Below are 23,784 nucleotides of genomic sequence, written 5' to 3'. Positions count from 1 at the left end.
CGCCCTCAGGGTTTTCTCAGGGGCGGTCGAGCCGCAGCCGTTCCGCCCGTGGCAGGCCCGCCACGACCAAGTCGTAGGAATCCTCGACCAGTTCGCGGAGCAGGGTGTCCGGGAGGGCGCCGTCCGCCGTGACGGTGTTCCAGTGGCGTTTGTTCATGTGCCAGCCGGGGACGATCAGGTTCTCGTGCTCGGTGCGGAGCCGGATCGCGTCCTCCGGGTCGCACTTGAGGTTGACCGTCAGGGGTCGCGCACCCAGGTTCGTGAGGGCGAACATCTTGCCCAGGACCTTGAAGACCGAGGTCTCCGGGTTGAACGGGAAGTCCTCCACGACCGCGTTGAAGGACAGGCACAGAGCGCGCAACTCCTGGGGTGTCACTCGGGTTTCTCCTCCCGGGCCCGGTTTCCGGCGGGCTCGACCAGTACCGTCACGATCTTGTTCCGGCGTCCGGCCGCCGCCTCCGCGGTGAGCTTCAGGCGCCGCTCGTCGGGGAGTTCGACCTCGGCCGAGGCGCCCGCGATGGGGACGCGGCCGAGCGCCTTGGCGAGCAGGCCGCCGACGGTCTCCACGTCCTCGTCGTCGTACTCCTCCAGGCCGTACAGCTCGCCGAGGTCGGTGATGTCCAGGCGGGCGGTGACCCGGTAGCGGCCGTCGCCCAGCTCCTCCACGGGCGGCAGTTCGCGGTCGTACTCGTCGGTGATCTCGCCGACGATCTCCTCCAGGATGTCCTCGATGGTGACGATCCCGGCCGTGCCGCCGTACTCGTCGATGACGACGGCGACGTGGTTGCGGTCCTTCTGCATCTCGCGCAGCAGGTCGCCCGCGTTCTTGGTGTCGGGCACGAAGACGGCGGGGCGCATCGCGGTGGAGACCAGGTCGTTCTCGGCGTCGCGGTTGATGTGCGTCTTGCGGACCAGGTCCTTGAGATACACGATCCCGACGATGTCGTCCTCGCTCTCGCCGGTGACCGGGATGCGGGAGAACCCGGAGCGCAGGGCGAGGGTGAGGGCCTGGCGGATGGTCTTGTACCGCTCGATGACGATCAGGTCGGTGCGCGGGACCATCACCTCGCGCACCAGGGTGTCGCCCAGCTCGAAGACGGAGTGCACCATGCGGCGCTCGTCGTCCTCGATCAGCGACTGCTGCTCGGCGAGGTCGACCATCGCGCGCAGCTCCGCCTCGGAGGCGAACGGGCCGCGCCGGAAGCCCTTGCCGGGGGTGAGCGCGTTGCCGATGAGGATCAGCAGCGAGGGGATCGGGCCCATGATCCGGGCGAGCGGCAGCAGGACGTACGCCGCGACCGTGGCCGTGTTCAGCGGGTGCTGGCGGCCGATGGTGCGCGGGGAGACGCCGACGGCGACGTACGACACGAGCACCATCACGGCGATGGCGATCAGCAGGGCTTCCCAGGTGTCCGGGAACTCCCGCAGGCAGGCGTACGTCACGAGCGACGCGGCGGCCATCTCACAGGCGACGCGGACCAGCAGGGCGACGTTCAGATAGCGGGTGGGGTCGGCGGCGACCTGGGCGAGCTTGGCGCTGCCCTTCCGGCCCGACTTGACGGCCTCCTCGGCGCGGAAGCTGGAGACCCGGGCGAGGCCCGCCTCCGCGCAGGCGGCGAGCCAGGCCACGACGATCAGCGCGATCGCGCCGATCACGATCTGCGGACTCATGCGTCCCCGCCTACGAGACGGTCGGGGCCGGGGACGGCCCGGTCATCCCGCGCTCGGCCCGCCAGCCGTCGACGATGGCGGCCTGGAGCCCGAACATCTCGGCCTTCTCGTCGGGCTCCTCGTGGTCGTAGCCGAGGAGGTGCAGCACGCCGTGGACGGTGAGCAGCTGCAGCTCCTCGTCCATGGAGTGCTGGGTGGGCGCGTCGGCGCCCTGCTTGGTGGCGACCTCGGGGCAGAGCACGATGTCGCCGAGGAGGCCCTGCGGGGGCTCCTCGTCCTCCTTGCCCGGCGGACGCAGCTCGTCCATCGGGAAGGACATGACATCCGTCGGCCCCGGCAGGTCCATCCACTGGATGTGCAGCTGCTCCATGGCGTCGGCGTCCACGACGATCACCGACAGTTCGGAGAGGGGGTGGATGCGCATCCGTGCGAGTGCGTAGCGGGCGATGTCGAGGATCGCCTGCTCGTCCACCTCGGTGCCGGACTCGTTGTTGACGTCGATCGACATGGTCGTGCTGGTCTACTTCCCCTTGTGTCCGGCCTGGCCGCGGCTGTGTCCCTTGCGGGCGCCGTTCTCGGTGCCGTGCGTGCTGTCGTACTGCTCGTACGCGTCGACGATACGGCCCACGAGCTTGTGCCGGACGACATCCTGCGACGACAGCCGGGAGAAGTGGACGTCCTCGACGCCCTCCAGGATCTCCTGCACCTGCCTGAGGCCGGACTTGGTGCCATTGGGCAGGTCGACCTGGGTGACGTCACCGGTGATGACGATCTTCGAGTCGAAGCCGAGGCGGGTGAGGAACATCTTCATCTGCTCGGGGCTGGTGTTCTGGGCCTCGTCGAGAATGATGAAGGCGTCGTTGAGGGTCCGGCCGCGCATGTACGCCAGCGGGGCGACCTCGATGGTCCCCGCCGCCATCAGCCTCGGGATGGAGTCCGGGTCGAGCATGTCGTGCAGGGCGTCGTAGAGGGGGCGCAGGTAGGGGTCGATCTTCTCGTAGAGCGTGCCGGGGAGGAAGCCGAGGCGTTCTCCGGCCTCCACCGCGGGGCGGGTGAGGATGATCCGGTTGACCTGCTTGGACTGGAGCGCCTGGACCGCCTTGGCCATGGCCAGGTAGGTCTTGCCGGTGCCGGCGGGGCCGATGCCGAAGACGATCGTGTGCTGGTCGATCGCGTCCACGTAGCGCTTCTGGTTGAGCGTCTTGGGGCGGATGGTGCGGCCCCGCGAGGACAGGATGTTCTGCGTCAGCACCTCGGCCGGGGTCTCCGGGCCGTCGCTCGTCCCGTTGTCGCTCGCCTTGAGCATGGCGATCGAGCGTTCCACTGCGTCCTCCGTCATCGGCTGCCCGGTGCGGAGCACGAGCATCATCTCGTCGAACACGCGCTGGATGAGGGCCACTTCCGCCGAGTCGCCCGTCGCGCTGATCTCATTGCCCCGGACATGGATGTCGGCCGCCGGGAAGGCCCTCTCGATCACGCGCAGCAGGGAGTCTCCGGACCCCAGCACGGTCACCATGGGGTGCTGGGCGGGAATGCTGATCTGTGCTCGCGCCCGCTGCGCGGAAGTCTGAGCTGTGGGTGTCTGAGTCATGGGCCGGCGCTCAGGGCCTGCGATTCCTCCTCATCACGGCCGCACCCGAAGAGCGGCCTCGCACCACCCAGAGTACGACGGGGCCCCGACAAGACGGCAGCGCTTTTCCTCCGGACGGGTCCGGGTCCGCTGCGCGGGGCTGGGACGGGGTTTCCCCTCGCGGGGAAGCGGTCCGCTGCGCGGGGCGGGAGCGGCTGGGGGTAATCGACGGGATACGGGGTTTGTCCTGGCGGGGCTACGTTGCGCGGGCGCGGGTCCGCTGCGCGGGGCTGGGACGGTGACTGCCCTCGCGGAGGCGGGTCCGCTGCGCGGGGCGGGGGCGGCTACGCGGGGCGCGGAGGGGGCTGGGTGGTCGATGGGATGCGGGGATCGTCCTCGCGGGGGGTCCGCTGCGCGGGGCGTGGGGGCGCGTGCCGCATGGCGGAGCCTGTCGGTACGGATCCAGCCACAGGGGCCCGCTTCCGCTGCGGCGGGGCCGGGGGATGACTTGCGGCGATGAGATGCCAGGTGGGTCCTGGCGGAGGGCCGCTGCGCGGGGCGGCGCTGCGGCCGACGCCCGCCCGGTGGTGTCCGTGCGGGGGAATTGCGTCGGCCGCACGGTCCCGGGGGTGCGGGTAGGGCTCCGGCCGGGGAGCGTTCCCGCTGCGCGGGCTCGGGTGCCCCGCAGGTCGGGTGACCGATGGACTGCGGGGGTGGCTGCGCGGCGCAGGCCGCCTGTGGTCCCGTTTCCGCTGTGCGGGCCGTGGCGCCTCGAAGGCTCGCGGGACGGTCGCCGCAGCCCCGCCCAGCCACCTGTGTCCCGCTTCCGCTGCGCCTCGAAGGTTCGTGGGGCGGTCGCCGCAGCCCCGCCCAGCCACCTGCGTCCCGCTTCGGCCGCGCCTCGAAGGCTTGCGGGGCGGTCGGCGCAGCGCCGCCTCTCCTACGGCCTACGCCGAGCGGCCGAAGCCGATTGTCGGGACTGCTCGGCGGAGGGGCCAGGGGCGGTCCAGGCGGGGTGGGACCAGGTGGTCGAGGAAGGCGTAGCGGTGGAGGGCGGTGGGGTTCTGGGAGGGGAGGGACTGGACTCGGCGCCACCAGGCGCCGATCTCCGACCAGCCGGGGGCCGACAGGGAGCCGCCGAATTCCTGGACGGAGAGGGCGGCCGTGAGGCCGGCCAGGGCCAGGCGGTCGGCGAGGGGCCAGTCGGCCAGGGTGGCCGTCACGAAGCCCGCCACGAAGACGTCGCCCGCGCCGGTGGGGTCCAGGGCCTCCACCTCGATCGCGGGGACCTCGGCGGTTTCGCCGGTGCGGCGGTCCACCGCGTAGGCGCCCTCCGCGCCGAGGGTGACCACCGCGAGGGGGACGTGCTCGGTGAGGGCGTGGGCGGCGGCGCGGGGGCAGGTCGCGCCGGTGTAGCGCATCGCCTCCTCCGCGTTGGGCAGGAACGCCTCGCAGTGCTCCAGGTCGGCCAGCCCTGCCAGGTCCCACGCGCCGGTGTCGTCCCAGCCCACGTCCGCGAAGATACGGGTGCCGCGCCGGGCGGCCTGGGCGATCCAGGGGGCGCGGACGCCGGGGGTGAGGGAGGCGACGGCCGCGCGGGCGAGCGGCGGGCAGTCGGGAGCGGGTTCCTCCGGCGGCGGCTCGTGGCCGTGGGAGATCATCGTCCGCTCGCCCTCGTACGCCATGGAGACCGTCACCGGCGAGTGCCACCCCGGCACCGTGCGCGACGGCGAGAGGTCGATGCCCTCGCCCCGGGCGAGCGCGTCCCAGCAGTACTCCCCGTAGTGGTCGTCCCCGAAGGCCGCCGCGAGTGACGTACGCAGCCCGAGCCGGGCCAGCGCGGCGGCCATGTTGGCGACCCCGCCGGGGCTGGACCCCATCCCCCGCGCCCACGACTCCGTACCCCGCACCGGCGCCGAGTCCAGGCCGGTGAAGACGATGTCCAGGAAGACCGTGCCGGTGAGATAGACGTCGAAGGGCGGATCGCCGGGCGCGCGCAGACCGGCCAGCGGGTCGACCTGGGCCTGGCGGCGCGCTGCCTGGGTGAGGTGTTCCGGCTCTCCTCCGGCTTCCTCTCCGGCCATCGCGGGGGACGGGGTCACGGCTGGCTCCCTGTCGTGGTGCGGATCTGGCCAGTGTGCACCACGTCGGCCGCGTACCGGCAGGTCCCGCCACGACGTCCGCCCCGGGCGGTACCCGGAGCCGAGCCGCGCGGGGACCGCCCCTCACCAGCGCGGCATCACCGGTGTCCGCCACCCCGGTTCGGCCACCCGCATCGCCGCCGCGTCGTCCCGCTCGCGCAGCCGCCCGTCGTCCCCGGCCCAGCGCCGATGCAATCGGGCCAGCTCGTCACGGTCCAACTCGATGCCAAGGCCGGGCTGTTCGGACACCTCGACCCGGCCCCCGGTGAAAGCGATCCGTGACGTGAGTACGTCCTCCGCCTGCCACGGATAGTGCGAGTCGCACGCGTGGTGGAGGTTCGGCACGGTCGAGGCGACCTGGGTCATCGCGGCCAGGCTGATGCCGAGATGGGTGTTGGAGTGCATGGACACCCCGACCCCGAAGGCCGCGCATATCGCCGCGAGATGCCGGGTGTTGCGCAGCCCGCCCCAGTAGTGGTGGTCGGAGAGGACGACCTGCACGGCGTCGCTCAGGAACGCCTCCCGGATCTCCCCGAAGGTGGTCACGCACATGTTGGTGGCCAGCGGCACCCCGCACCCGGCGGCCACCTCGGCCATCGCCGGTGTGCCCAGCGTCGGGTCCTCCAAGTACTCCAGTACATCCGCGAGTTCGGCCGCCACCTTCAGCGAGGTCGGCACCGACCAGGCCCCGTTGGGGTCGAGCCGCAGCGGCTGCCCGGGGAACGCCCCGGCGAGGGCGTGCACGGCGGCGACCTCCTGCTCCGGCGGGAAGACGCCGCCCTTGAGCTTGAAGGAGGTGAACCCGTACCGCTCCGCGAAGAGACGGGCCTGCGCGACGATCCCCTCGGGGTCGAGCGCCGCACCCCAGCCGTCCGGCTCGTGCGGCACGCCGTCCGGATGGGCGCCCCACTTGTAGAAGAGGTACGCGCTGTACTCCACCGAGTCCCGCACCCGCCCTCCGAGCAGCGCGTGCACGGGCAGCCCGAGCGCCCGCCCCTGCGCGTCCAGACAGGCGACCTCGAAGGCGGAGAGCACCGAGAGCCGCAGCTTGTCCGCGCTGCGCACCCCGCGCAGCCCGCCCGCGTCCAGCGCGCCCCGCACCCGCTCCTCGTCCACGTCGAGCCCGAGTCCGAAGAGCGGGTTCACATCCATGACCGAGCGGCCGACGAGATGCTCGGCCAGCGGACGCGCCAGCTCCAGGTAATCGGTGTCCCCGTACGTCTCCCCGAGCCCGGTCGCCCCGCCCTCCGTGACCACCTCCACGATCAGCCGGGGGGTGTACGGCTGGTGCACGCCCTGGGCGTTGAGCAGCGGCGGGTCGGCCACCAGGACGGGGGTCAACCGGACCTCCACCACGGTCAGTTCACGGTTCACAGCGCGGCCCCCACCAGGTCGAGCCCGGCGGTCAGCAGCTCCCGCAGCGCACCGAGGTCGGCGCCCGACGGGTCGGTGAGCGGGGCGCGCACGGGCCCGACCCGCTGTCCGCGCAGCCTCGCCGCCGCCTTGACCAGGGAGACCGCGTACCCGGGCACCCGGTCGCGGAGGTCGGCGAAGGGGCCGTAGAACTCCCGGAGCAGCTTCTCGGTGGTGCCGTGGTCGCCGCCGCGCAGGGCGGTGAAGAAGGCGCCCGCGATCTCGGGGGCGAAGGCGTGCGCGGCGGAGGAGTAGGCGGGGACGCCGACGGCGGCGTAGGCGCGGGCCTGGAGTTCGGCGGTGGCGGCGCCGTTGAAGAAGAGGAAGTCCTCGGGGGCGGCCAGGGTGAGGCGCCGGAGACGGTCGAGATCGCCGTGGCCGTCCTTGAGGCCGATGACGCCGGGGATGCGGGTCAGGCGGCGCAACGACTCGGTGGTGTAGGCGACTTGGCCGCGCTGGTAGGTGATCAGCGGGAGCCGGGTGCGGGCGGCCAGCCGCTCCAGCTGGGCGACGAGGCCGTCCTGCGGGGCGGCGGTGAGGTAATGCGGGAGGACAAGGAGGGCGTCGGCCCCGGCGTCCTCGGCGATCCGGGCGAAGCGTGCGGCCTGCGCCCAGCCGTACCCGGTCCCGGCGACCACCGGCACCCGCCCGGCCGCCTCCTGGACGGCGATGGCGACGACCTGCCGGTACTCGCCCTCGTCCAGGGAGAAGAACTCACCGGTGCCGCAGGCCGGGAAGAGGGCGCCGGGTCCGGCCGCGAGCCGGGAGGCCACATGGGCGCGGAAGCCGTCGGGGTCGAGGGTGCCGTCGTCGTGGAAGGCGGTGAGCGGGAAGGACAGGACGCCGTGTGCCATGCCCTCCCGCAGCCGTCGTGCCACGTTCCGCGGGTCCGGGTCGTCGCTCATCGGCCATCATCTCCCCTTGTGAATGCCGATCACGTATGAGAACAGAGGCTAGGTACACGTACATGACACCGTCAATGGCGCAGCGGGAGGGGGCGCGGCAGCGGCAGGGGCGCGCGCACAGCAAAGAGCCCCACCCCGCCGAACGACGGGATGGGGCTCGATCGAGCGCCGGGCAGGCCTTGCACCTGCATTTCCCCGCAGGAAGCGGGGCGTCTTTCCTTGGACCACCAACGCACTGTCCGCCACCGGGAGTTCCGGCGACCGCGACGTGATCAACCATAGCGCATCCACGGCCGTTCGCGATCACCGGAGATCACAAACCGACCGCTCACCCGGTCACCCACCCGGAGGAGCGCAAGCGAGTACCCGCGATCATGCGTCCCAAACTATATGTGACTCAGATCACACTCACTCAACTTCTGCTCGAAACCACGTGCTTGATACAACTTGCTCGCGCCCTCCCGTCCCCCGGACCACCGGCGCCTCTCTCCCCCCTCTCGCATCCTTTCGAGCTGTCGCTCTCGCCTGCCCTGGGAACGCCCGTGTCCGCCCCCCGCACCACCCCCTGGCCCCTCGTCGCCCTTTTCACGGCCGGGTATCTCGCGCCGTATCTGCTGCCCACCACCGTCGGCAGACTCGACGCCGGACTTCCGCTCACCACCACCGAGGCCGGGGCCACCGGCAGCGCCCTGCTGCTGAGTTCGGCCACCGCCGGGTTCCTGCTGGCGGCGCGCGGCGGACGGGCCGGGGCGCGCACCCTGGCCCGCGTCGGCCTCACGCTCGCCGTCCTCGGCTACGGCGCCGCCGCCCTCACCGGCTCGATTCCGGCGGTCGTCGCGGGCGTGATCGTCGGCGGCCTCGGCTCGGGCACCGCCACGGCCGTCGCCGCGAGCGGCATAGCGGGCCGCCCCGACCCGCACCGGGTCACCACGCTCGGCCTGCTCACCGTCTCCGCCCTCGCGGGCGCCCTCTATCTGACGATCCCGCACCTCGGTCCGGGCCACGGCCTGCCGCTCGCGGCGATCGCCCTGACCGCGCTCGCGGTCCTCCCTGTCACCGGCCGCCTGGACGCCCACGCGGCCACCACCACGACCACCGCCGCACCCGCCCCGCTCCCCCACCGGCGCACCGGGCTGCTGCTGGCCGCCGCCATGCCCTGCTGGTCCCTCGCGCAGAACTCCCTGTGGGGCGTGAGCGGCCGGATCGGCCTCCACCAGGCCCATCTCACCGAGGTCACCGTCGGCGCGGTGTTCGCCGTCGCGCTCGGCGCCGGACTGCTCGGCGTCCTCGGCGCGGGCGCGCTCGGACCGCGGCTCGGCCGCGCGGCGCCGATCGGCGTCGGTACGGCGCTGATCGCGGCCTGCGTCGTGCTCAGCGCGTCGGCCTCGGGCCCGGTGTCGTTCGCGGGCGGGGAGATCGCCTGGAACGCCTGCTACCCGCTCGTGCTGTCGTACGTCATCGGGCTGGCCGCCTCCCTGGACCCGCGCGGGCGCTGGGCGGTGCTGGTCGGCTCGGCGGGCGCGCTCGGCACGGCGGCCGGACCGCTGGCCGGCAGCCTGCTGTCGGCGTGGGCGGGTTACCCGGCGATGGGCCGGATCCTGGCCGTCGTCCTGCTGCTGTCAGCGGTCCCGATGACGGCGGCGGCCCTGCGCGCGAGCGCCCCGGCACGGCGGACGACGCGGGTCGCGGACCTGCCGGTGGTGGAGATCCCGCTCGCGGAACTCCCGCAGGCGGGAACCTCGCTCGCGGAGGCGGCGCTCGTGGAGGCCGCGCTCGGGGAGACCCCCCGCATGGAGATCCCGCGCGTGGAGATCCCCGACGTGGTGCTCGCGGACCGGGTGCCCCACCCGGAGACGGTCCCGTTCCTGGAACCCCTCCTGGCGGAGAGCGCCCCCGGTCTCCCGGTCCGCGCGCTCCCCGGTCACTCGAACTCGTACGCCTCCACCTCGGCGAGGTAACGGGCGCGCAGCTCCTCGTCGTCCTCCAGGAAGGAGGCGAGGAAGGAGTTGCGGGCCAGCTCGCGCAGGCGGTCCTGGGACAGGTCGAGGGTCTCGTGGACCGCGGCGAAGTTGTCGCCCGCGTAGCCGCCGAAGTAGGCGGGGTCGTCGGAGTTGACCGTGCACATCAGGCCCGCTTCCAGCATCGCCGGGAGCGGGTGGTCGGCCAGGGTGTCCACGGTGCGCAGGCGCACGTTGGACAGCGGGCACAGGGTGAGCGGCACCCGGTCGCGGACCAGCCGCTCCACCAGCGCCGGGTCCTCCACGCAGCGCAGCCCGTGGTCGACGCGCTCGACGCCGAGGACGTCCAGCGCCTCGGTGATGTACTCCGGCGGCCCCTCCTCGCCCGCGTGCGCCACGCGCCGCAGACCGAGCGCGGCGGCGGCCTCGTACACCTCGCGGAACTTCACCGGCGGGTGGCCGACCTCGGCGGAGTCCAGGCCGACACCGGTGATCCGGTCCAGGTACGGCTTGGCCGCGTCCAGGGTGGCGAGCGCGGACTCGGCGGACTCGTCGCGCAGGAAGCACATGATCAGCCGGGTGGAGACGCCGTGGTTCTCCACGCTGGAGCCGAGCGCCCGCCACAGCCCCTCGACCACGGTGCCCATGTCCACGCCCCGGGCCAGATGCGCCTGCGGGTCGAAGAAGATCTCGGCGTGCCGGACCCCCTGCGCGGCGGCGCGGGCGAGGTAGGCGTTGGCCAGGTCCTCGAAGTCCCGCTCGGTGCGCAGGACGGCCATCAGCTCGTAGTACAGGTTCAGGAAGGACTGAAGGTCCTCGAACCGGTACGCCTCGCGCAGCGCCTCGGTGTCCGCGTACGGCAGCGTCACGCCGTTGCGCCCGGCCAGCCGGAAGGCCAGCTCGGGTTCCAGGGTGCCTTCGATGTGCAGGTGCAGTTCAGCTTTGGGGAGGGGCATCAGAGCATCGTACGGCCCTTTACCCGCCCTTTCATCCGGCCGCCCGGGTGGCGCTCAGCGGCGCTTGGGCACCGGGACGCGCTGGAGATCGCGGGCCACGGTCAGCTCCCCGGTGAAGCCCGCCGCACGGGCCTGGTGCTCGAAGGCGCCGGGGTCGGAGTAGCGCTGGCTGAAGTGGGTGAGGACCAGGTGCCGCACCCCCGCGTCCCGGGCCACGGTCGCGGCCTGTCCTGCGGTCAAGTGACCGTGTTCCTCGGCGAGTCGTACGTCCTCGTCCAGGAAGGTGGACTCGATGACCAGCAGGTCGCAGCCCTCGGCCAGCGCGTGGACGCCCTCGCACAGCCGGGTGTCCATGACGAACGCGAACCGCTGCCCGCGCCGGATCTCGCTGACCTCCGCCAGCGTCACCCCGCCGAGCGCGCCCTCGCGGCGGAGACGGCCCACGTCCGGGCCCGCGATGCCGTGCGCGGCGAGCCGGTCGGGCAGCATCCGCACGGCGTCGGGTTCGGTGAGCCGGTAGCCGTAGGACTCGACGGGGTGGGAGAGGCGGCGGGCCTCCAGCGTGTAGGCGGGGGTCGTCGCCAGCACGCCGTCGGTGTCGGCGGGGGCCTCGGTGAGGGCGACGGTCTCGCGGTAGGCGGTGGCGTACCGCAGCCGGTCGAAGAAGCGCTGCCCGGAGCGCGGGTAGTGCGCGGTGATCTCGTGCGGCACCCGGTCCAGGTTGATCCGCTGGATCACTCCGGCCAGGCCCAGGCTGTGGTCACCGTGGAAGTGGGTGACGCAGATCCGGTTCAGGTCGTGCGCGGCGACCCCGGCGCGCAGCATCTGCCGCTGGGTGCCCTCGCCGGGGTCGAACAGGATGCCCTCGCCGTCCCAGCGGAGCAGATAGCCGTTGTGGTTGCGGTGCCGGGTGGGGACCTGGCTGGCGGTGCCGAGGACGACGAGTTCGCGTACGGACATCTCTTTTAGCCGGGGGGCCATTCGAGGCCGCGGCCGCCGAGGACGTGTGCGTGGGCGTGCCAGACGGTCTGGCCTGCGCCGGAGCCCGTGTTGAACACGGTGCGGTAGCTCTCCAGCTTTTCCTCGTCGGCGATGACCTGCGTCTCGGCGAGTACGTCTGCGGCGAGCTGCGGGGCCGCTGCCGCGAGGGTGGCGGCGTTCTTGTAGTGCGCCTTGGGGATCACCAGGATGTGGGTCGGGGCCTGGGGGTTGATGTCCCGGAACGCGAGGGTGGTGTCCGTCTCGCGGACCACGGTTGCGGGGATCTGGCCTGCGACGATCTTGCAGAACAGGCAGTCCTCCTGCGGCTCTCCCGCCATTTCGCTGCGCTCGCTTTCGCCGGGTCGGTGGTCTTGGGGCATCGTAGTCGTTCGGGTGCGGGTCGCGTTGTGGCTGGTCGCGCAGTTCCCCGCGCCCCTTAACTTGGCAAAGTGGGCGGAGTTTTAGAAGGCACCCTTTCCAGCTCCTCCAGGGCCAGCCGTATCGCCTCGTCCAACTGGGTGTCTCTGCCCGCTGCGTGGTCCTGGGGTTTCTGGATGACCTCTACGTCCGGGTCCACGCCGTGGTTCTCTACGCCCCAGCCGTAGCCCTCCAGCCAGAAGGCGTATTTCGGCTGGGTGATCAACGTGCCGTCGACCAGGCGGTAGCGGCTGTCGATGCCGATGACGCCGCCCCAGGTGCGGGTGCCGACGACGGGGCCGATGTTGAGGGCGCGGATGGCGGCGTTGACGATGTCGCCGTCGGAGCCGGAGAACTCGTTGGCGACGGCGACGACCGGGCCGCGCGGGGCGTCCTGGGGGTAGCTCTCGGGGCGCATGCCGCGCGGGAGGTCCCAGCCGATGACGCGGCGGGCCAGCTTCTCGACGACCAGCTGGGAGGTGTGGCCGCCCCGGTTCTCGCGGACGTCCACGATCAGGCCCTCGCGGGCCACCTCGACGCGCAGGTCGCGGTGGATCTGGGCCCAGCCGGGGGCCTGCATGTCGGGGACGTGGAGGTAGCCGAGCCGGCCGCCGGACTTCTCGTGGACGTAGGCGCGCCGGTCGGCGACCCAGGCGTGGTAGCGCAGCGGCTCCTCGTCGGACAGCGGGATCACCACGGCGTGCCGGACCTCGCCGCCGCCCGCCGGGGAGACGGTCAGCTCGACGGGCTTCCCGGCGGTGCCGGTGAGCAGCGGGCCGGGGCCGGTGACGGGGTCGACGGGTCGGCCGCCGATGGCCACGAGCGCGTCGCCGGGGCGTACGGCGACGCCGGGCGCGGCGAGCGGGGAGCGGGCCTCGGGGTCGGAGGTCTCGGAGGGCAGGATGCGGTCCACCCGCCAACTGCCGTCCTCGTGACGGGAGATGTCGGCGCCGAGCAGGCCCTGGCGGGGGCCGCCGCCGTAGCCGCCGCCGGGGGTGACGTAGGCGTGCGAGGTGCCGAGTTCGCCGTGCACCTCCCAGAGGAGGTCGACCAGGTCGTCGTGGGTGGCGACGCGGTCGAGGACGGGGCGGTAGCGGTCGAGCACGCCGTCCCAGTCGATGCCGCCCATGTCGGGGCGCCAGAAGTTGTCCCGCATGATCCGGCCGGTCTCTTCGTACATCTGCCGCCACTCGGCGACCGGGTCGACGGTGTGCCGGATGCGGCCGAGGTCCACGACGATGTGGGAGTCGCTCTCCTCGTCGTCGGAGGCGCGCCGGTCGGCGGGTACGACGCGCAGGCGGCCGTCGCTCCACAGCAGGACCCGCTTGCCGTCGCCGCTGACCCGGAAGTGGTCGGCGTCGGCGGCCAGGTGCTCCAGGCGCTGCTGGGCGAGGTCGTACCGCTCCAGCTCGGTCTTGGGGTCCGGGGCGTCGGGCGTGGCGCGGGCGGCGCCGAGGACGCCGCGCATCGGGTGGCGCAGCCAGAGGACGCCGTCGCGGGCGGCGCGCAGGTTGGTGTAGCTGGCGGCCTCGACCGGGAAGGGCACGATGCGGTCGGCGAGGCCTTCGAGGTCGATCCGGGTGACCGGGGCGCCCTCGCTCTCCGGGGTCTCGTCCTTGTCCGGGGTGCCGAAGGGGCGGCCGTGGCGCTGCGGTCCGAAGGGGGACGGCGTGGTCGCGGCGAGGGTGATCAGGTGCGGGCGGACGCTGTCCACGAAGGCGAGGTCGAAGACGTGCCGGTCGTAGATGGGGTCGAAGGAGCGGCTGGAGAGGAAGGCGAGGTGCTTGCCGTCCAGGGTGAAGGCGGGCGCGTAGTCCTGGAAGCGCAGCGGGGTGGCCTCGGTGACCGTGAGGTCGGTGGTGCTGGCGAGGCGGATCTGGGAGAGCGGGCGGGGGCCGGGGTGGGCCCAGGCGAGCCAGCCGGAGTCGGGTGAGAAGGCGAGGCCGTGCACGTCGCCGTGCTCGCTGCGGTCGACCTCGCGGACCTCGCCGGTCTCCCGCTCGACCAGCAGCAGCCGTCCGTCGTGGGAGGCGACGGCGGCCCGGGTGCCGTCGGGGGACATGGCGAGCCCGAGGACGCGGCCGAGCTGTCCGGCGGCGATGCGGCGGGGTACGGCGCCGGGGGCGAGGCCGGTGGCGGGGGCGAACTCCAGGGCGTCGTCGCCCTCGGCGTCGGTCACCCAGACCACCCATTCCTCGCCGTCGGCGCGGAAGGTGCGCGGCAGCCGGGCGCGGACGCCGGGCTGGGCGGCAAGGGCGCGGGCGGGCCCGCCGCGATGGGTGACCCAGTGGACGGTGCCGCGCACGCCGACGGCGCTGCCGCGTCCGGTGTGGTCCGGGGAGGCGGAGCCGAACCAGCGGGCGGTGCTGACCTGGTGGGGCTGGAGGTCGACGCGGGCGCCGCCGAGGCGGATGTCCAGGCGGCGGGGTTCGGCGCCGTCGAGGTCGTCCAGGAGCCGGAGTTCGCCCGCGCTGGACCAGATCACCCGGGTGCCGTCGGTGGCGGCCTGGCGGGCGTAGAAGCCCCCGAGGGGGGTGTGGCGGCGCAGGTCGGTGCCGTCGGCGAGGGAGGAGTAGAGGGCGCCGGTGCCTTCGTGGTCGGAGAGGAAGGCGATGCGGTCCCCGACCCAGAAGGGGTTCTCGATGTTGCCGTCCAGGTCCTCGTGGAGCCGGACGAACTCGCCGTCGCCGTCCCGGTCGATCCACAACTTGCCTGCCGTGCCGCCCCGGTAGCGCTTCCACCAGGCGGCCTCGCGGCCCATCGGGGCGGAGAGCAGGACGGTGTGCGGGCCGTACGCGATGTCGCCGACCGGGCCGTACGGCAGGGTGGTGGCGGGGCCGCCGTCGAGCGGGATCGCGCGGGCCCAGGTGCGGCGCAGGCTGGCCTGGCCCTGGGTGCTGACCGCGAGGACCTGCCCCTCGGGGGTCCAGCCGCGCACCTGGGTCTTCCCGCTTCCCCAGTACGTCAGCCGCTTGGCGGGTCCGCCGTCGACCGGGGCGATGTGCACCTCGGGGGCGCCGTCACGGGTGGAGGTCCAGGCGAGGGTGGTGCCGTCGGGGGATATGCGGGGGTGGTTCACGGGCACGTTGTCCGCGCTCACCCGCCAGGCCCGGCCGCCGTCGAGCGGGGCCACCCAGACGTCGTCCTCGGCGGTGAAGGTCACCAAGTCCCCGTGGAGGTGCGGGAATCGGAGATACCCCGAGGTCGTCGCGGTCGTCGTGGTCGTCGTGTCTGCCGTGATGTCCTTGCCAGCACCCTGAGTCACGCGGTCACCTTACGCGCGGTCCGGCGTCGTGGCGCCGGATTTGGATCACTTGCCTTCGACGGGCCAGCAGGTGGGGTCGCCCTTGCACCACAGGGTCCGGGTGACGGTGACCGTCACGGTGGGCCGGGGCTGTCCCGGCGGGTGGTAGGTGGCGGGCGGGGTGTAGGCGGGGCCGGGCGTGGCGTCGCAGTCGCCGAGGCCGCTGACCCGGAAGACCCGGCGGCCGTCCACGGTGGCGGTCAAGTGGCCGCGCACACAGGCGCCGTTGACCGCGCGGGTCACCTCACCGGTGACGGCTATCTTCTTGCCGTCCTTGGTGCGGCCCTGGCAGTCCACGCTGACGACGGTGGCCGTGGAGGGCGAACTCGCCCTGCTCGGACTGGCACTGTCGCCCTGCTGCCCGGTGCAGGTCAGCCAACTCACGTCCACATGGCGCCGGTTCAGCTCGGCGGTCGCGGTGGAGTCGGTGGTGTAGGCGACGGTGGCGGAGCCCAGGTCGGTCGGCTGACAGGCCGTCACCGCGCCGACTCCCAGCGCCACGAGCCCGCTCACGGCCAACAGCCGCCCGGAACGGCGCCGATCCCACCTCGAAGCCCCCATGCCTCCCAGCGTGCCACCGACTCCCACCCGGCGGAAGGCCGCCTGCGCCCCATCACCCGAACGTGCGGCGCACGCGGGGCGCCTCACCTGCGGCGCACGCCACCAGCCACTCCTGAGGCTCCGTCACATTCTCTCCGGGTCAGGACCAGCGGCCGGTGCGGGCCAGGAGGAGGGCCGTGGCGGCCGTTCCGGCGGTGGAGGTGCGCAGGACGGACGGGCCGAGGACGCAGGTGCGGGCGCCGGCCTCCTCGAAGAGGGCCAACTCGTCGCGGGAGACGCCGCCTTCGGGTCCGACGACGAGCACGATGTCGCCCGTCGCGGGGAGGTCGACGGTGGCCAGCGGCGCGCTCTCGTGCGCGAAGTCCGAGTGCAGCACGGCGGCGAAGTCGGCCTCCGCGAGCAGCGCGGCGACCTGCTTGGTGGTGGCCGCCTCCGCGACCTCGGGGAAGCGGACCCGGCGGGACTGCTTGCCCGCCTCGCGCGCGGTGGAGCGCCACTTGCCGAGCGCCTTCAGGCCCCGGTCGCCCTTCCACTGGGTGATGCAGCGGGCCGCCTGCCAGGGCACGATCCGGTCGACGCCGACCTCGGTCATGGTCTCGACGGCGAGTTCACCCCGGTCGCCCTTGGGCAGCGCCTGGACGACGGTGATGCGCGGGGCGGGCTCGGGCTCCTCCACGACCGCGCCGAGCCGCACGAGCAGCCGGTCCTTGCCCTCGGTGCCGGTCACCTCGGCCACCGCGTGGCGTCCGGCGCCGTCGGTCAGGACGACCTCCTCGCCCGCCTGGAGCCGCTTCACGGAGACGGCGTGCCGTCCCTCGGGCCCGTCCAGGACGAACGGTCCGCCCTCCGGGCCGAAGTCCTCCACCACGAACACGGGAGCGGTCATCCCGCACCACCTCCGTCAGCCAACTCTGTTGTCGCAGCGCGCAGTTCGGCGGCCAGTACCTCCACGAGCCGTCCGGCGGGCAGCGCGCGGGCCAGCCGGTGTCCTTGTCCCGCCCACAGCGCCATGCCCTGCGCGTCCCCGGCCCCGGCGGCGGCCCGGCGCAGCGGGGCGGTCAGGTGGTGGACGGCCAGGTAGGCGGCGGGGGCATCCGCGCCGTGCTCGCGCAGGAAGCGGTTGACCAGGGCGCGGGCGGGGCGTCCGGTGAAGGCGCGGGTCGGCTCGGTGTGCGGGAAGCCGGGGTCGGTCAGCGCCCGCTTGTGCGCGTCGGGGGCGCCGGACTCGGGGGTGGCGAGGAAGGCCGTACCGAGCTGGGCGGCACTGGCTCCGGCGGCGAGCACGGCGGCGATCTGCGCGCCGCGCATGAGCCCGCCCGCCGCGACGACCGGGAGGTCCACGGCCTCGGTGACCTCCGCGAGCAGCGCGAGCAGTCCGAGTCCCGCGCCGTCGCGCGCGGGGTCGTCCCGGTGGGTGCCCTGGTGGCCGCCCGCCTCCACGCCCTGCGCGATGACGGCGGCGGCCCCGGCGGCCTCGACCGCGCGGGCCTCCTCGGCCGTGGTGGCGGTGACCAGCGTGACGGTCCCGGCGCGGCGCAGCGCGGCCAGCACCTCGGGCTCGGGCACGCCGAAGTGGAAGGAGACGACGGGGACCGGGTCGGCGAGAAGAAGGGCCAGCTTGGCGTCGTAGCCGTCCTCGCCCGGGCCGTACGGGTCGCCGGTCGCGGTGCCGTAGCGCTCGCGCTCCCCGGCGAGGCTGCGGGCGTACGGCTCGACGGCGGCGGGGTCGGCGGGCTGCGGCTGGGGCAGGAAGAGGTTGACGCCGAAGGGGCGGCCGGTCAGTCCGCGCAGCCGCGCGATGTCGGCGCGCAGCGCGTCCGGGGTCGTGTAGCCCCCGGCGAGGAAGCCGAGGCCGCCCGCCTCGCAGACGGCGGCGGCCAGTTCCGGCGTGGAGACACCGCCCGCCATGGGTGCCTGCACGATCGGAAGCGTGCGGAGATCGGCGAGGGTGCGGGGCATGTCCGCATCGTGTCACGTCCGCCGCGCGAGTCCGAATCGAGCCCGGTGGCCCGGGCCCCGAAACGGATGGAGGGGGCGCCAGGCGCCCCCTCCGAAAACCGACGCTCGCCGTCAGCGGCCGTTGAACGCGTCCTTCAGCCGGGAGAACAGCCCCTGCTGGCCGGGCTGGAACTGGCCCGTGGGCCGCTCCTCGCCGCGCAGCTTGGCCAGTTCGCGCAGCAGCCGCTCCTGCTCGGGGTCGAGCTTGGTCGGGGTGGTGACCTCGACATGCACGATCAGGTCGCCCCGGCCGCCGCCGCGCAGATGCGTGACGCCCCGGTTGTGCAGCGGGATCGACTGGCCGGACTGGGTGCCGGGCCGTATGTCGACCTCCTCCATGCCGTCCAGCGTCTCCAGCGGCACCTTGGTGCCGAGGGCCGCCGCCGTCATCGGGATGGTGACCGTGCAGTGCAGGTCGTCGCCGCGCCGCTGGAAGGTGGAGTGCGGCAGCTCGTGGATCTCGACGTAGAGGTCACCGGCGGGGCCGCCGCCGGGGCCGACCTCGCCCTCGCCCGCGAGCTGGATGCGGGTGCCGTTGTCGACACCGGCCGGGATCTTCACGGTCAGGGTGCGCCGGGAGCGGACCCGGCCGTCGCCCGCGCACTCGGGGCACGGGGTCGGGACCACGGTGCCGAAGCCCTGGCACTGGGGGCAGGGCCGCGAGGTCATGACCTGGCCCAGGAAGGACCGGGTGACCTGGGAGACCTCGCCACGGCCGCGGCACATGTCACAGGTCTGCGCGGTGGTGCCGGGGGCCGCGCCCTCGCCGCTGCAGGTGTTGCAGACGACCGCGGTGTCGACCTGGATGTCCTTGGTCGTACCGAAGGCCGCCTCGTCCAGCTCGACCTCGATCCGGATCATGGCGTCCTGGCCGCGCCGCGTGCGCGAGCGCGGGCCGCGCTGCGACGCCGTGCCGAAGAACGCGTCCATGATGTCGGAGAAGTTGCCGAAGCCACCGGCACCGAAGCCACCGGCCGCGCCCGCACCCGCGCCGCCCGCCTGGGAGAGCGGGTCGCCGCCGAGGTCGTAGACCTGCTTCTTCTGCGGGTCCGACAGCACCTCGTAGGCGGCGTTGATCTCCTTGAACCGCTCCTGGGTCTTCGGATCGGGATTGACGTCCGGATGCAGCTCGCGCGCGAGCCTGCGGAACGCCTTCTTGATCTCATCCTGCGACGCGTCGCGGCGCACGCCGAGAACGGCGTAGTAATCCGTGGCCACTTACGACTCCGCCAGGATCTGTCCGACGTACCGTGCCACTGCGCGTACCGCTCCCATCGTTCCCGGGTAGTCCATGCGGGTCGGTCCGACCACGCCGAGCTTGGCAACCGCCTCGCCGCCCGAACCGTAGCCGACCGACACGACGGACGTGGAGTTGAGTCCTTCGTGGGCGTTCTCGTGCCCGATACGCACGGTGACGCCCGGATCTTTGGCCTCGCCGAGGAGTTTGAGCAGCACGACCTGCTCCTCAAGTGCCTCCAGGACGGGCCGGATCACCAGGGGGAAGTCGTGTCCGAAACGGGTGAGATTGGCGGTGCCGCCGATCATCAGCCGTTCCTCGTTCTCCTCGACCAGTGTCTCCAGCAGTGTGGAGAGCACTGTGGAGACGGTACCGCGATCGTCGGCCTCGAACGCATCGGGGAGGTCTTCGACCAGTCGCGGCACATCGGTGAACCGGCGTCCGGCGACCCGGCTGTTGAGCCGGGCGCGCAGATCGGCGAGCGAGGATTCGCCGAACGGGGCCGGACAGTCGACCATGCGCTGCTCGACCCGGCCGGTGTCCGTGATCAGCACGAGCATCACGCGCGCGGGGGCGAGCGAGAGCAGTTCCACGTGCCGCACGGTCGAGCGGGTCAGCGAGGGGTACTGCACGACGGCGACCTGCCGGGTCAGCTGCGCGAGCAGCCGGACCGTGCGGGCCACCACGTCGTCCAGGTCGACGGCGCCGTCCAGGAAGTTCTGGATCGCGCGCCGCTCGGGCGCGGACATCGGCTTGACGCCCGCGAGCTTGTCGACGAAGAGGCGGTACCCCTTGTCGGTGGGGATGCGTCCCGCGCTGGTGTGCGGCTGGGCGATGAAGCCCTCGTCCTCCAGGGCGGCCATGTCGTTGCGCACGGTGGCCGGGGAGACGCCGAGGTTGTGCCGCTCGGTGAGCGCCTTCGACCCGACGGGCTCCTCGGTGCCCACATAGTCCTGGACGATGGCGCGCAGCACCTGGAGCCTGCGTTCACTCAGCATGCGGCGCGCACCTCCATCTTGTCGCCCATGGCACTCGGCTTGCTCCCTGGCACTCGGCTCGTGCGAGTGCCAGACTTCCCCGGCCCAGTGTACGGCCGTGGGGTACCGCCCGGGCAAGGTCAGCGGTACTGCACCGGCTTCTTGCGGCTAGCGTCCCGGTATGAACGTGACTTGGGAAGACCTGGGGTGGGAGCGACTTGCCGAGGGCGTCGGACGGGTCCGGCTGCCGGGCTGGGACTGCACGGCGGGGCTGGTCGTGGGGGCGGGTACGGCGCTGCTCGTGGAGGCGGGGTCGAGCCTCGCGGAGGGGGCCCGGCTGGGGGCGGCGGTGCGGGAACTGACCGGCCACGATGTGACCCATCTCGCGCTGACCCACCCGCACTTCGATCATGTGCTGGGCGCGGGCGCGTTCCCCGGGGCCGAGACGTACGCGGCGGTCGGCATGGACGCGCTGCTCGCGCACGAGCGCGCGGAGCTGCGCCTGGACGCGGTCAAGCAGGGTCTGCCGGTGGCCGAGGCGGACGAGGCCGTGGCCGCGTTGCCCGTGCCGCTCCATCCCGTCTCCGGCGAGCTGACCCTCGACCTCGGCGGCGGCCGTCAGGTGCTGCTCGCCAACGTCGGCCCCGGCCACACCGCGCACGATCTCGCGGTCCTGGTGCCCGGCGCGCCGGAGATCGTCTTCTGCGGCGACCTGGTCGAGGAGTCCGGCGAGCCCCAGGCGGGCCCGGACGCCGTACCCGCCCGCTGGCCCGCCGCCCTGGACCGGCTGCTCGCCCTCGGCGGCCCGGACGCGCTGTACGTGCCCGGTCACGGAGCGGTGGTCGACGCGGGCTTCGTCCGGCGCCAACGCGACGCCCTGGCGGCCCGTTTCGGCGTGTCGTGACGGGGGCGGTACGGGTTCTCCTATCGTCATGGGAATGCGCGAGTACTCCCCCGATCTGACCGCCCCCTGGAAGAAGCCGCAGCCGGTACCGGAGGTCGCCGCCGAGCCGGGCCTGGTGGTGGAGGAGCCCGGCACCGGGTTCTGCGGGGCGGTGATCCGCTGCGAGGCGGGCACGGTGACCCTGGAGGACCGCTTCGGCAAGCACCGCGTCTTCCCCCTGGAGCCCCGCGGCTTCCTCCTGGAGGGGCGCGCGGTGACCCTCGTACGCCCCACCACCACCCCGCTGCGCCCCACCCGCACCGCCTCCGGCTCCGTGGCCGTCCCCGGCGCCCGCGCCCGCGTGGCCCGCGCCGGGCGCATCTACGTCGAAGGCCGCCACGACGCCGAACTGGTCGAGAAGGTCTGGGGCGACGACCTGCGCGTCGAGGGCGTGGTGGTGGAGTACCTGGGGGGCGTGGACGACCTGCCCTCGATCGTGGCCGACTTCTCCCCCGGTCCCGACGCCCGCCTCGGCGTCCTGGTGGACCATCTCCTCCCCGGCACGAAGGAGTGGCGCATCGCCCAGTCGGTGACGAGCGACCACGCCCTGGTCGTCGGCCACCCGTACATCGACATCTGGGAGGCGGTGAAGCCGTCCGCCCTCGGCATCCCCGCGTGGCCCCGGGTTCCCCACGGCCAGGACTGGAAGACGGGCGTGTGCCGGGCGCTGGGGTGGCCGTCGGACAACACCGGTGCGGTCTGGCAGGCGATCCTGGCGAAGGTGACGTCTTACCGGGAGCTGGAGCCGGCGTTGTTGGGGCGGGTGGAGGAGCTGATCGATTTCGTTACGGGTAGCGGTGGGGCCTGACATTCTCGTAGGTGGCGAATTCGCTGGTGTCCAGCTCGATACCGACCGGCTCCAAGGGTGTGAGGTCGCCGAATTTCGTCAGCCGCTGGCACCGGTAGTCCGCGAACTCTCCACGGCCTGTCGGCTCGGTGAGCAGCGTGCACTGGCCCATGACGGGGTCGATGATGAAGTAGGCGGGCACCTTCCCCGCCGCGTAGATCGAGCGCTTGACCACGTAGTCGCGTTCCACACTCGTCTTAGAGACAACTTCCACGAGCATCGTGATCACCTCTGACGGCATCAGCCTGCCATGGCCCGGTCCTGAGCCTCGTTCCACCACCACGAGGTCCGGCTGCGGCTGGCTCGCCTCTTCGAGGATGGCGATGTCCTGAGTCTGAAGCCGCCGCCAGTGTCGGCGAGGGAGCTGGTCGATGACCGCTTCCACGATGTCGTTGTGGGCCACGTCAGGCCCCGCCATCATCACGATTTCCCCCCGGAGGAGCTCGACTTTGAATCCCTCGGGAAATTCAAAGTCCTCGAAATACTTCACGATGTCGGTGGTCATCGGTCGGTCTTCCACAGCGGTCATCTCCGCAGCCTCCGGTTTCCGCCACCGTGCGCTAACGGGCGGCAGCCTACGAACCAGGTTAGGGACTGAATCACCAATCCGCACCGATTCACTCCGCCGAGTGATCAGTCCACCAGATCCCGCACCACCGCGTCCGCAAGGAGCCGCCCCCGCAGCGTCAGCACGGCGCGCCCCTCGTCGTACGGCCCGGGATCGAGCAGACCATCCGCCAGTGCCCGCCGGGAAGCCGCGAGGCCGTCCGGCTTCAGGAGGGACAGCGGGACGCCCTCGCGCAGCCGTAGCTCCAGCAGGATGCGCTCCACGCGGCGGTCCTCCTCCGAGAGGAGTTCGCGGCCCGCCCCCGGAGAGCGGCCCGAAGTCAGCGCAGCGGCGTACGCGCCCGGGTGCTTCACGTTCCACCAGCGGACGCCGCCCACGTGGCTGTGGGCGCCCGGTCCAGCGCCCCACCAGTCGGCGCCGCGCCAGTACAGCTCGTTGTGGAGGCAACGACCCGCCTCGGAGGTCGCCCAGTTGGAGACCTCGTACCAGTCGAAGCCCGCCGCGGAGAGCAGCTCCTCGGCGATCAGGTAGCGGTCGGCGTGGACGTCGTCGTCCGTCATCGGGACCTCGCCCCGGCGGATGCGGCGGGCGAGCTGGGTGCCCTCCTCGACGATCAGGGCGTAGGCGCTGACGTGGTCGGGGCCCGCGCCGAGGGCCGCTTCCAGGGAGGCGCGCCAGTCGTCGTCGGACTCGCCGGGCGTGCCGTAGATCAGGTCGAGGTTGACGTGCTCGAACCCGGCCGCGCGGGCCTCCGCGACGCATGCCTCGGGGCGGCCCGGGGTGTGCGTGCGGTCCAGGATCTGAAGGACGTGCGGCTTCGCGCTCTGCATGCCGAAGGAGATCCGGTTGAAGCCGCCCACGCGCAGCTCGGCGAGATAGGCCGGGGTGATCGTCTCCGGGTTGGCCTCGGTGGTGATCTCCGCGTCCGGCGCGAGTCCGAACTCGTCGCGGATCGCGCCCAGCATCCGCACCAGGTCCCCGGCGGCCAGCAGGGTCGGCGTGCCGCCGCCGACGAAGACCGTACGGACCTCGCGCGGGTCGTCGCCGAGCACCTTGCGGGCCAGGCGGACCTCGTCGGTGAGGGTGTCCGCGTAGTTGTCCCGGGAGGCGAGCACACCGCCGGTGCCGCGCAGCTCGGTGGCGGTGTAGGTGTTGAAGTCGCAGTAGCCGCAGCGGGTCGCGCAGTACGGAACGTGCAGATAGAACCCGAGGGGCCGCTCGGCGGCGCCGGCGAGCGCGGCCGGGGGCAGCGCGCCGTCGTCGGGGACGGGCTCGCCGTCGGGGAGTGCGGAAGGCATGTCCTCCATTGTCCCGTACTCAGGACTACGCCCGGCTCC

General features: G+C 72.8%; 21 protein-coding genes. 3 read left to right on the top strand and 18 right to left on the bottom strand.

Annotated features, from left to right (window positions below; genetic code table 11):
* Window positions 1-16 precede the first annotated feature (16 nt).
* The 7 genes from B079_RS0107655 to B079_RS0107625 all read right to left on the bottom strand — a co-directional run bounded on the left by B079_RS0107655 (window position 17) and on the right by B079_RS0107625 (window position 7,700).
* Window positions 17-376, bottom strand: coding sequence for an MmcQ/YjbR family DNA-binding protein (locus B079_RS0107655; protein WP_018545191.1), 360 nt, complete (start codon window positions 374-376; stop codon window positions 17-19).
* Window positions 373-1,671, bottom strand: a complete 1,299-nt coding sequence (locus tag B079_RS0107650) for a hemolysin family protein (protein WP_018545190.1) — start codon at window positions 1,669-1,671, stop codon at window positions 373-375. The genes B079_RS0107655 and B079_RS0107650 overlap by 4 nt, the downstream gene beginning before the upstream one ends.
* Before the next feature lie 10 nt (window positions 1,672-1,681).
* A complete protein-coding gene (gene ybeY / locus B079_RS0107645) occupies window positions 1,682-2,179 on the bottom strand; it encodes an rRNA maturation RNase YbeY (RefSeq protein ID WP_018545189.1) in 498 nt (165 codons plus the stop codon).
* A gap of 12 nt (window positions 2,180-2,191) precedes the next feature.
* Window positions 2,192-3,262 (bottom strand): PhoH family protein, encoded by a 1,071-nt coding sequence (locus tag B079_RS0107640; protein WP_078495875.1) that lies wholly within the window; start codon window positions 3,260-3,262, stop codon window positions 2,192-2,194.
* A 926-nt stretch (window positions 3,263-4,188) separates the two neighbouring features.
* On the bottom strand, window positions 4,189-5,325 hold the full coding sequence (locus tag B079_RS0107635) for a carbohydrate kinase family protein (protein WP_086022354.1): 1,137 nt from the start codon (window positions 5,323-5,325) through the stop codon (window positions 4,189-4,191).
* A gap of 141 nt (window positions 5,326-5,466) precedes the next feature.
* Window positions 5,467-6,756 (bottom strand): glucarate dehydratase family protein, encoded by a 1,290-nt coding sequence (locus tag B079_RS0107630; protein WP_018545186.1) that lies wholly within the window; start codon window positions 6,754-6,756, stop codon window positions 5,467-5,469.
* Complete coding sequence (locus B079_RS0107625; RefSeq protein WP_018545185.1) at window positions 6,753-7,700, bottom strand: 5-dehydro-4-deoxyglucarate dehydratase; 948 nt, start codon at window positions 7,698-7,700, stop codon at window positions 6,753-6,755. Before B079_RS0107625 ends, B079_RS0107630 begins: the two co-directional genes overlap by 4 nt.
* A gap of 542 nt (window positions 7,701-8,242) precedes the next feature.
* On the opposite strand from B079_RS0107625, the gene B079_RS0107620 reads away from it, so the two are divergent.
* Window positions 8,243-9,658: a hypothetical protein gene (locus tag B079_RS0107620; RefSeq protein ID WP_018545184.1), complete on the top strand. Its 1,416-nt coding sequence runs from the start codon at window positions 8,243-8,245 to the stop codon at window positions 9,656-9,658.
* Here B079_RS0107620 and B079_RS0107615 read toward each other — a convergent pair.
* From B079_RS0107615 to hrcA, 9 genes are all read right to left on the bottom strand, one after another.
* Window positions 9,622-10,614, bottom strand: coding sequence for an adenosine deaminase (locus tag B079_RS0107615; protein ID WP_018545183.1), 993 nt, complete (start codon window positions 10,612-10,614; stop codon window positions 9,622-9,624). The genes B079_RS0107620 and B079_RS0107615 overlap by 37 nt on opposite strands.
* Window positions 10,615-10,668: 54 nt before the next feature.
* Complete coding sequence (locus B079_RS0107610) at window positions 10,669-11,574, bottom strand: ribonuclease Z (RefSeq protein WP_018545182.1); 906 nt, start codon at window positions 11,572-11,574, stop codon at window positions 10,669-10,671.
* A gap of 5 nt (window positions 11,575-11,579) precedes the next feature.
* Complete coding sequence (locus tag B079_RS0107605) at window positions 11,580-11,933, bottom strand: histidine triad nucleotide-binding protein (RefSeq protein ID WP_018545181.1); 354 nt, start codon at window positions 11,931-11,933, stop codon at window positions 11,580-11,582.
* Window positions 11,934-12,031: 98 nt separating this feature from the next.
* Window positions 12,032-15,178 (bottom strand): S41 family peptidase, encoded by a 3,147-nt coding sequence (locus B079_RS0107600; RefSeq protein ID WP_026248453.1) that lies wholly within the window; start codon window positions 15,176-15,178, stop codon window positions 12,032-12,034.
* A 144-nt stretch (window positions 15,179-15,322) separates the two neighbouring features.
* Complete coding sequence (locus B079_RS0107595; protein WP_420705757.1) at window positions 15,323-15,877, bottom strand: hypothetical protein; 555 nt, start codon at window positions 15,875-15,877, stop codon at window positions 15,323-15,325.
* Between the two features lie 139 nt (window positions 15,878-16,016).
* Window positions 16,017-16,763, bottom strand: a complete 747-nt coding sequence (locus tag B079_RS0107590) for a 16S rRNA (uracil(1498)-N(3))-methyltransferase (protein WP_018545178.1) — start codon at window positions 16,761-16,763, stop codon at window positions 16,017-16,019.
* Window positions 16,760-17,836, bottom strand: coding sequence for a nitronate monooxygenase (locus B079_RS0107585; protein ID WP_018545177.1), 1,077 nt, complete (start codon window positions 17,834-17,836; stop codon window positions 16,760-16,762). The genes B079_RS0107590 and B079_RS0107585 overlap by 4 nt, the downstream gene beginning before the upstream one ends.
* 111 nt (window positions 17,837-17,947) lie before the next feature.
* On the bottom strand, window positions 17,948-19,093 hold the full coding sequence (gene dnaJ, locus B079_RS0107580; RefSeq protein ID WP_018545176.1) for a molecular chaperone DnaJ: 1,146 nt from the start codon (window positions 19,091-19,093) through the stop codon (window positions 17,948-17,950).
* A complete protein-coding gene (gene hrcA / locus B079_RS0107575; protein WP_018545175.1) occupies window positions 19,094-20,110 on the bottom strand; it encodes a heat-inducible transcriptional repressor HrcA in 1,017 nt (338 codons plus the stop codon).
* Between the two features lie 160 nt (window positions 20,111-20,270).
* Between hrcA and B079_RS0107570 the strand changes: the two genes are divergently transcribed.
* Complete coding sequence (locus tag B079_RS0107570) at window positions 20,271-20,993, top strand: MBL fold metallo-hydrolase (RefSeq protein ID WP_018545174.1); 723 nt, start codon at window positions 20,271-20,273, stop codon at window positions 20,991-20,993.
* 34 nt (window positions 20,994-21,027) lie between these two features.
* Complete coding sequence (locus tag B079_RS0107565; RefSeq protein ID WP_018545173.1) at window positions 21,028-21,840, top strand: DUF3097 domain-containing protein; 813 nt, start codon at window positions 21,028-21,030, stop codon at window positions 21,838-21,840.
* On the opposite strand, the gene B079_RS0107560 is transcribed toward B079_RS0107565, so the two are convergent.
* Together B079_RS0107560 and hemW are read right to left on the bottom strand one after the other, a co-directional pair.
* Window positions 21,818-22,408, bottom strand: a complete 591-nt coding sequence (locus B079_RS0107560) for a Uma2 family endonuclease (RefSeq protein WP_018545172.1) — start codon at window positions 22,406-22,408, stop codon at window positions 21,818-21,820. The genes B079_RS0107565 and B079_RS0107560 overlap by 23 nt on opposite strands.
* Window positions 22,409-22,512: 104 nt before the next feature.
* Window positions 22,513-23,745, bottom strand: coding sequence for a radical SAM family heme chaperone HemW (gene hemW / locus B079_RS0107555; protein ID WP_026248451.1), 1,233 nt, complete (start codon window positions 23,743-23,745; stop codon window positions 22,513-22,515).
* Window positions 23,746-23,784 lie beyond the last annotated feature (39 nt).

It is taken from the genome of Streptomyces sp. LaPpAH-108 (assembly GCF_000373625.1).
Lineage (GTDB): Bacteria > Actinomycetota > Actinomycetes > Streptomycetales > Streptomycetaceae > Streptomyces.
This window is presented reverse-complemented; position numbering and strand designations above follow the sequence as displayed.

Bases quoted from the DNA above. Each gene is read 5' to 3' on its own strand.
- B079_RS0107605 (WP_018545181.1), bottom strand. From the start codon at position 11,933: ATGGCGGGAGAGCCGCAGGAGGACTGCCTGTTCTGCAAGATCGTCGCA.
- B079_RS0107590 (WP_018545178.1), bottom strand. From the start codon at position 16,763: ATGACCGCTCCCGTGTTCGTGGTGGAGGACTTCGGCCCGGAGGGCGGA.
- B079_RS0107570 (WP_018545174.1), top strand. From the start codon at position 20,271: ATGAACGTGACTTGGGAAGACCTGGGGTGGGAGCGACTTGCCGAGGGC.
- B079_RS0107625 (WP_018545185.1), bottom strand. From the start codon at position 7,700: ATGAGCGACGACCCGGACCCGCGGAACGTGGCACGACGGCTGCGGGAG.
- B079_RS0107650 (WP_018545190.1), bottom strand. From the start codon at position 1,671: ATGAGTCCGCAGATCGTGATCGGCGCGATCGCGCTGATCGTCGTGGCC.
- B079_RS0107635 (WP_086022354.1), bottom strand. From the start codon at position 5,325: ATGGCCGGAGAGGAAGCCGGAGGAGAGCCGGAACACCTCACCCAGGCA.
- B079_RS0107615 (WP_018545183.1), bottom strand. From the start codon at position 10,614: ATGCCCCTCCCCAAAGCTGAACTGCACCTGCACATCGAAGGCACCCTG.
- B079_RS0107585 (WP_018545177.1), bottom strand. From the start codon at position 17,836: ATGCCCCGCACCCTCGCCGATCTCCGCACGCTTCCGATCGTGCAGGCA.
- ybeY (WP_018545189.1), bottom strand. From the start codon at position 2,179: ATGTCGATCGACGTCAACAACGAGTCCGGCACCGAGGTGGACGAGCAG.
- hemW (WP_026248451.1), bottom strand. From the start codon at position 23,745: ATGCCTTCCGCACTCCCCGACGGCGAGCCCGTCCCCGACGACGGCGCG.
- B079_RS0107565 (WP_018545173.1), top strand. From the start codon at position 21,028: ATGCGCGAGTACTCCCCCGATCTGACCGCCCCCTGGAAGAAGCCGCAG.
- B079_RS0107610 (WP_018545182.1), bottom strand. From the start codon at position 11,574: ATGTCCGTACGCGAACTCGTCGTCCTCGGCACCGCCAGCCAGGTCCCC.
- hrcA (WP_018545175.1), bottom strand. From the start codon at position 20,110: ATGCTGAGTGAACGCAGGCTCCAGGTGCTGCGCGCCATCGTCCAGGAC.
- B079_RS0107595 (WP_420705757.1), bottom strand. From the start codon at position 15,877: ATGGGGGCTTCGAGGTGGGATCGGCGCCGTTCCGGGCGGCTGTTGGCC.
- B079_RS0107640 (WP_078495875.1), bottom strand. From the start codon at position 3,262: ATGACTCAGACACCCACAGCTCAGACTTCCGCGCAGCGGGCGCGAGCA.
- B079_RS0107560 (WP_018545172.1), bottom strand. From the start codon at position 22,408: ATGACCGCTGTGGAAGACCGACCGATGACCACCGACATCGTGAAGTAT.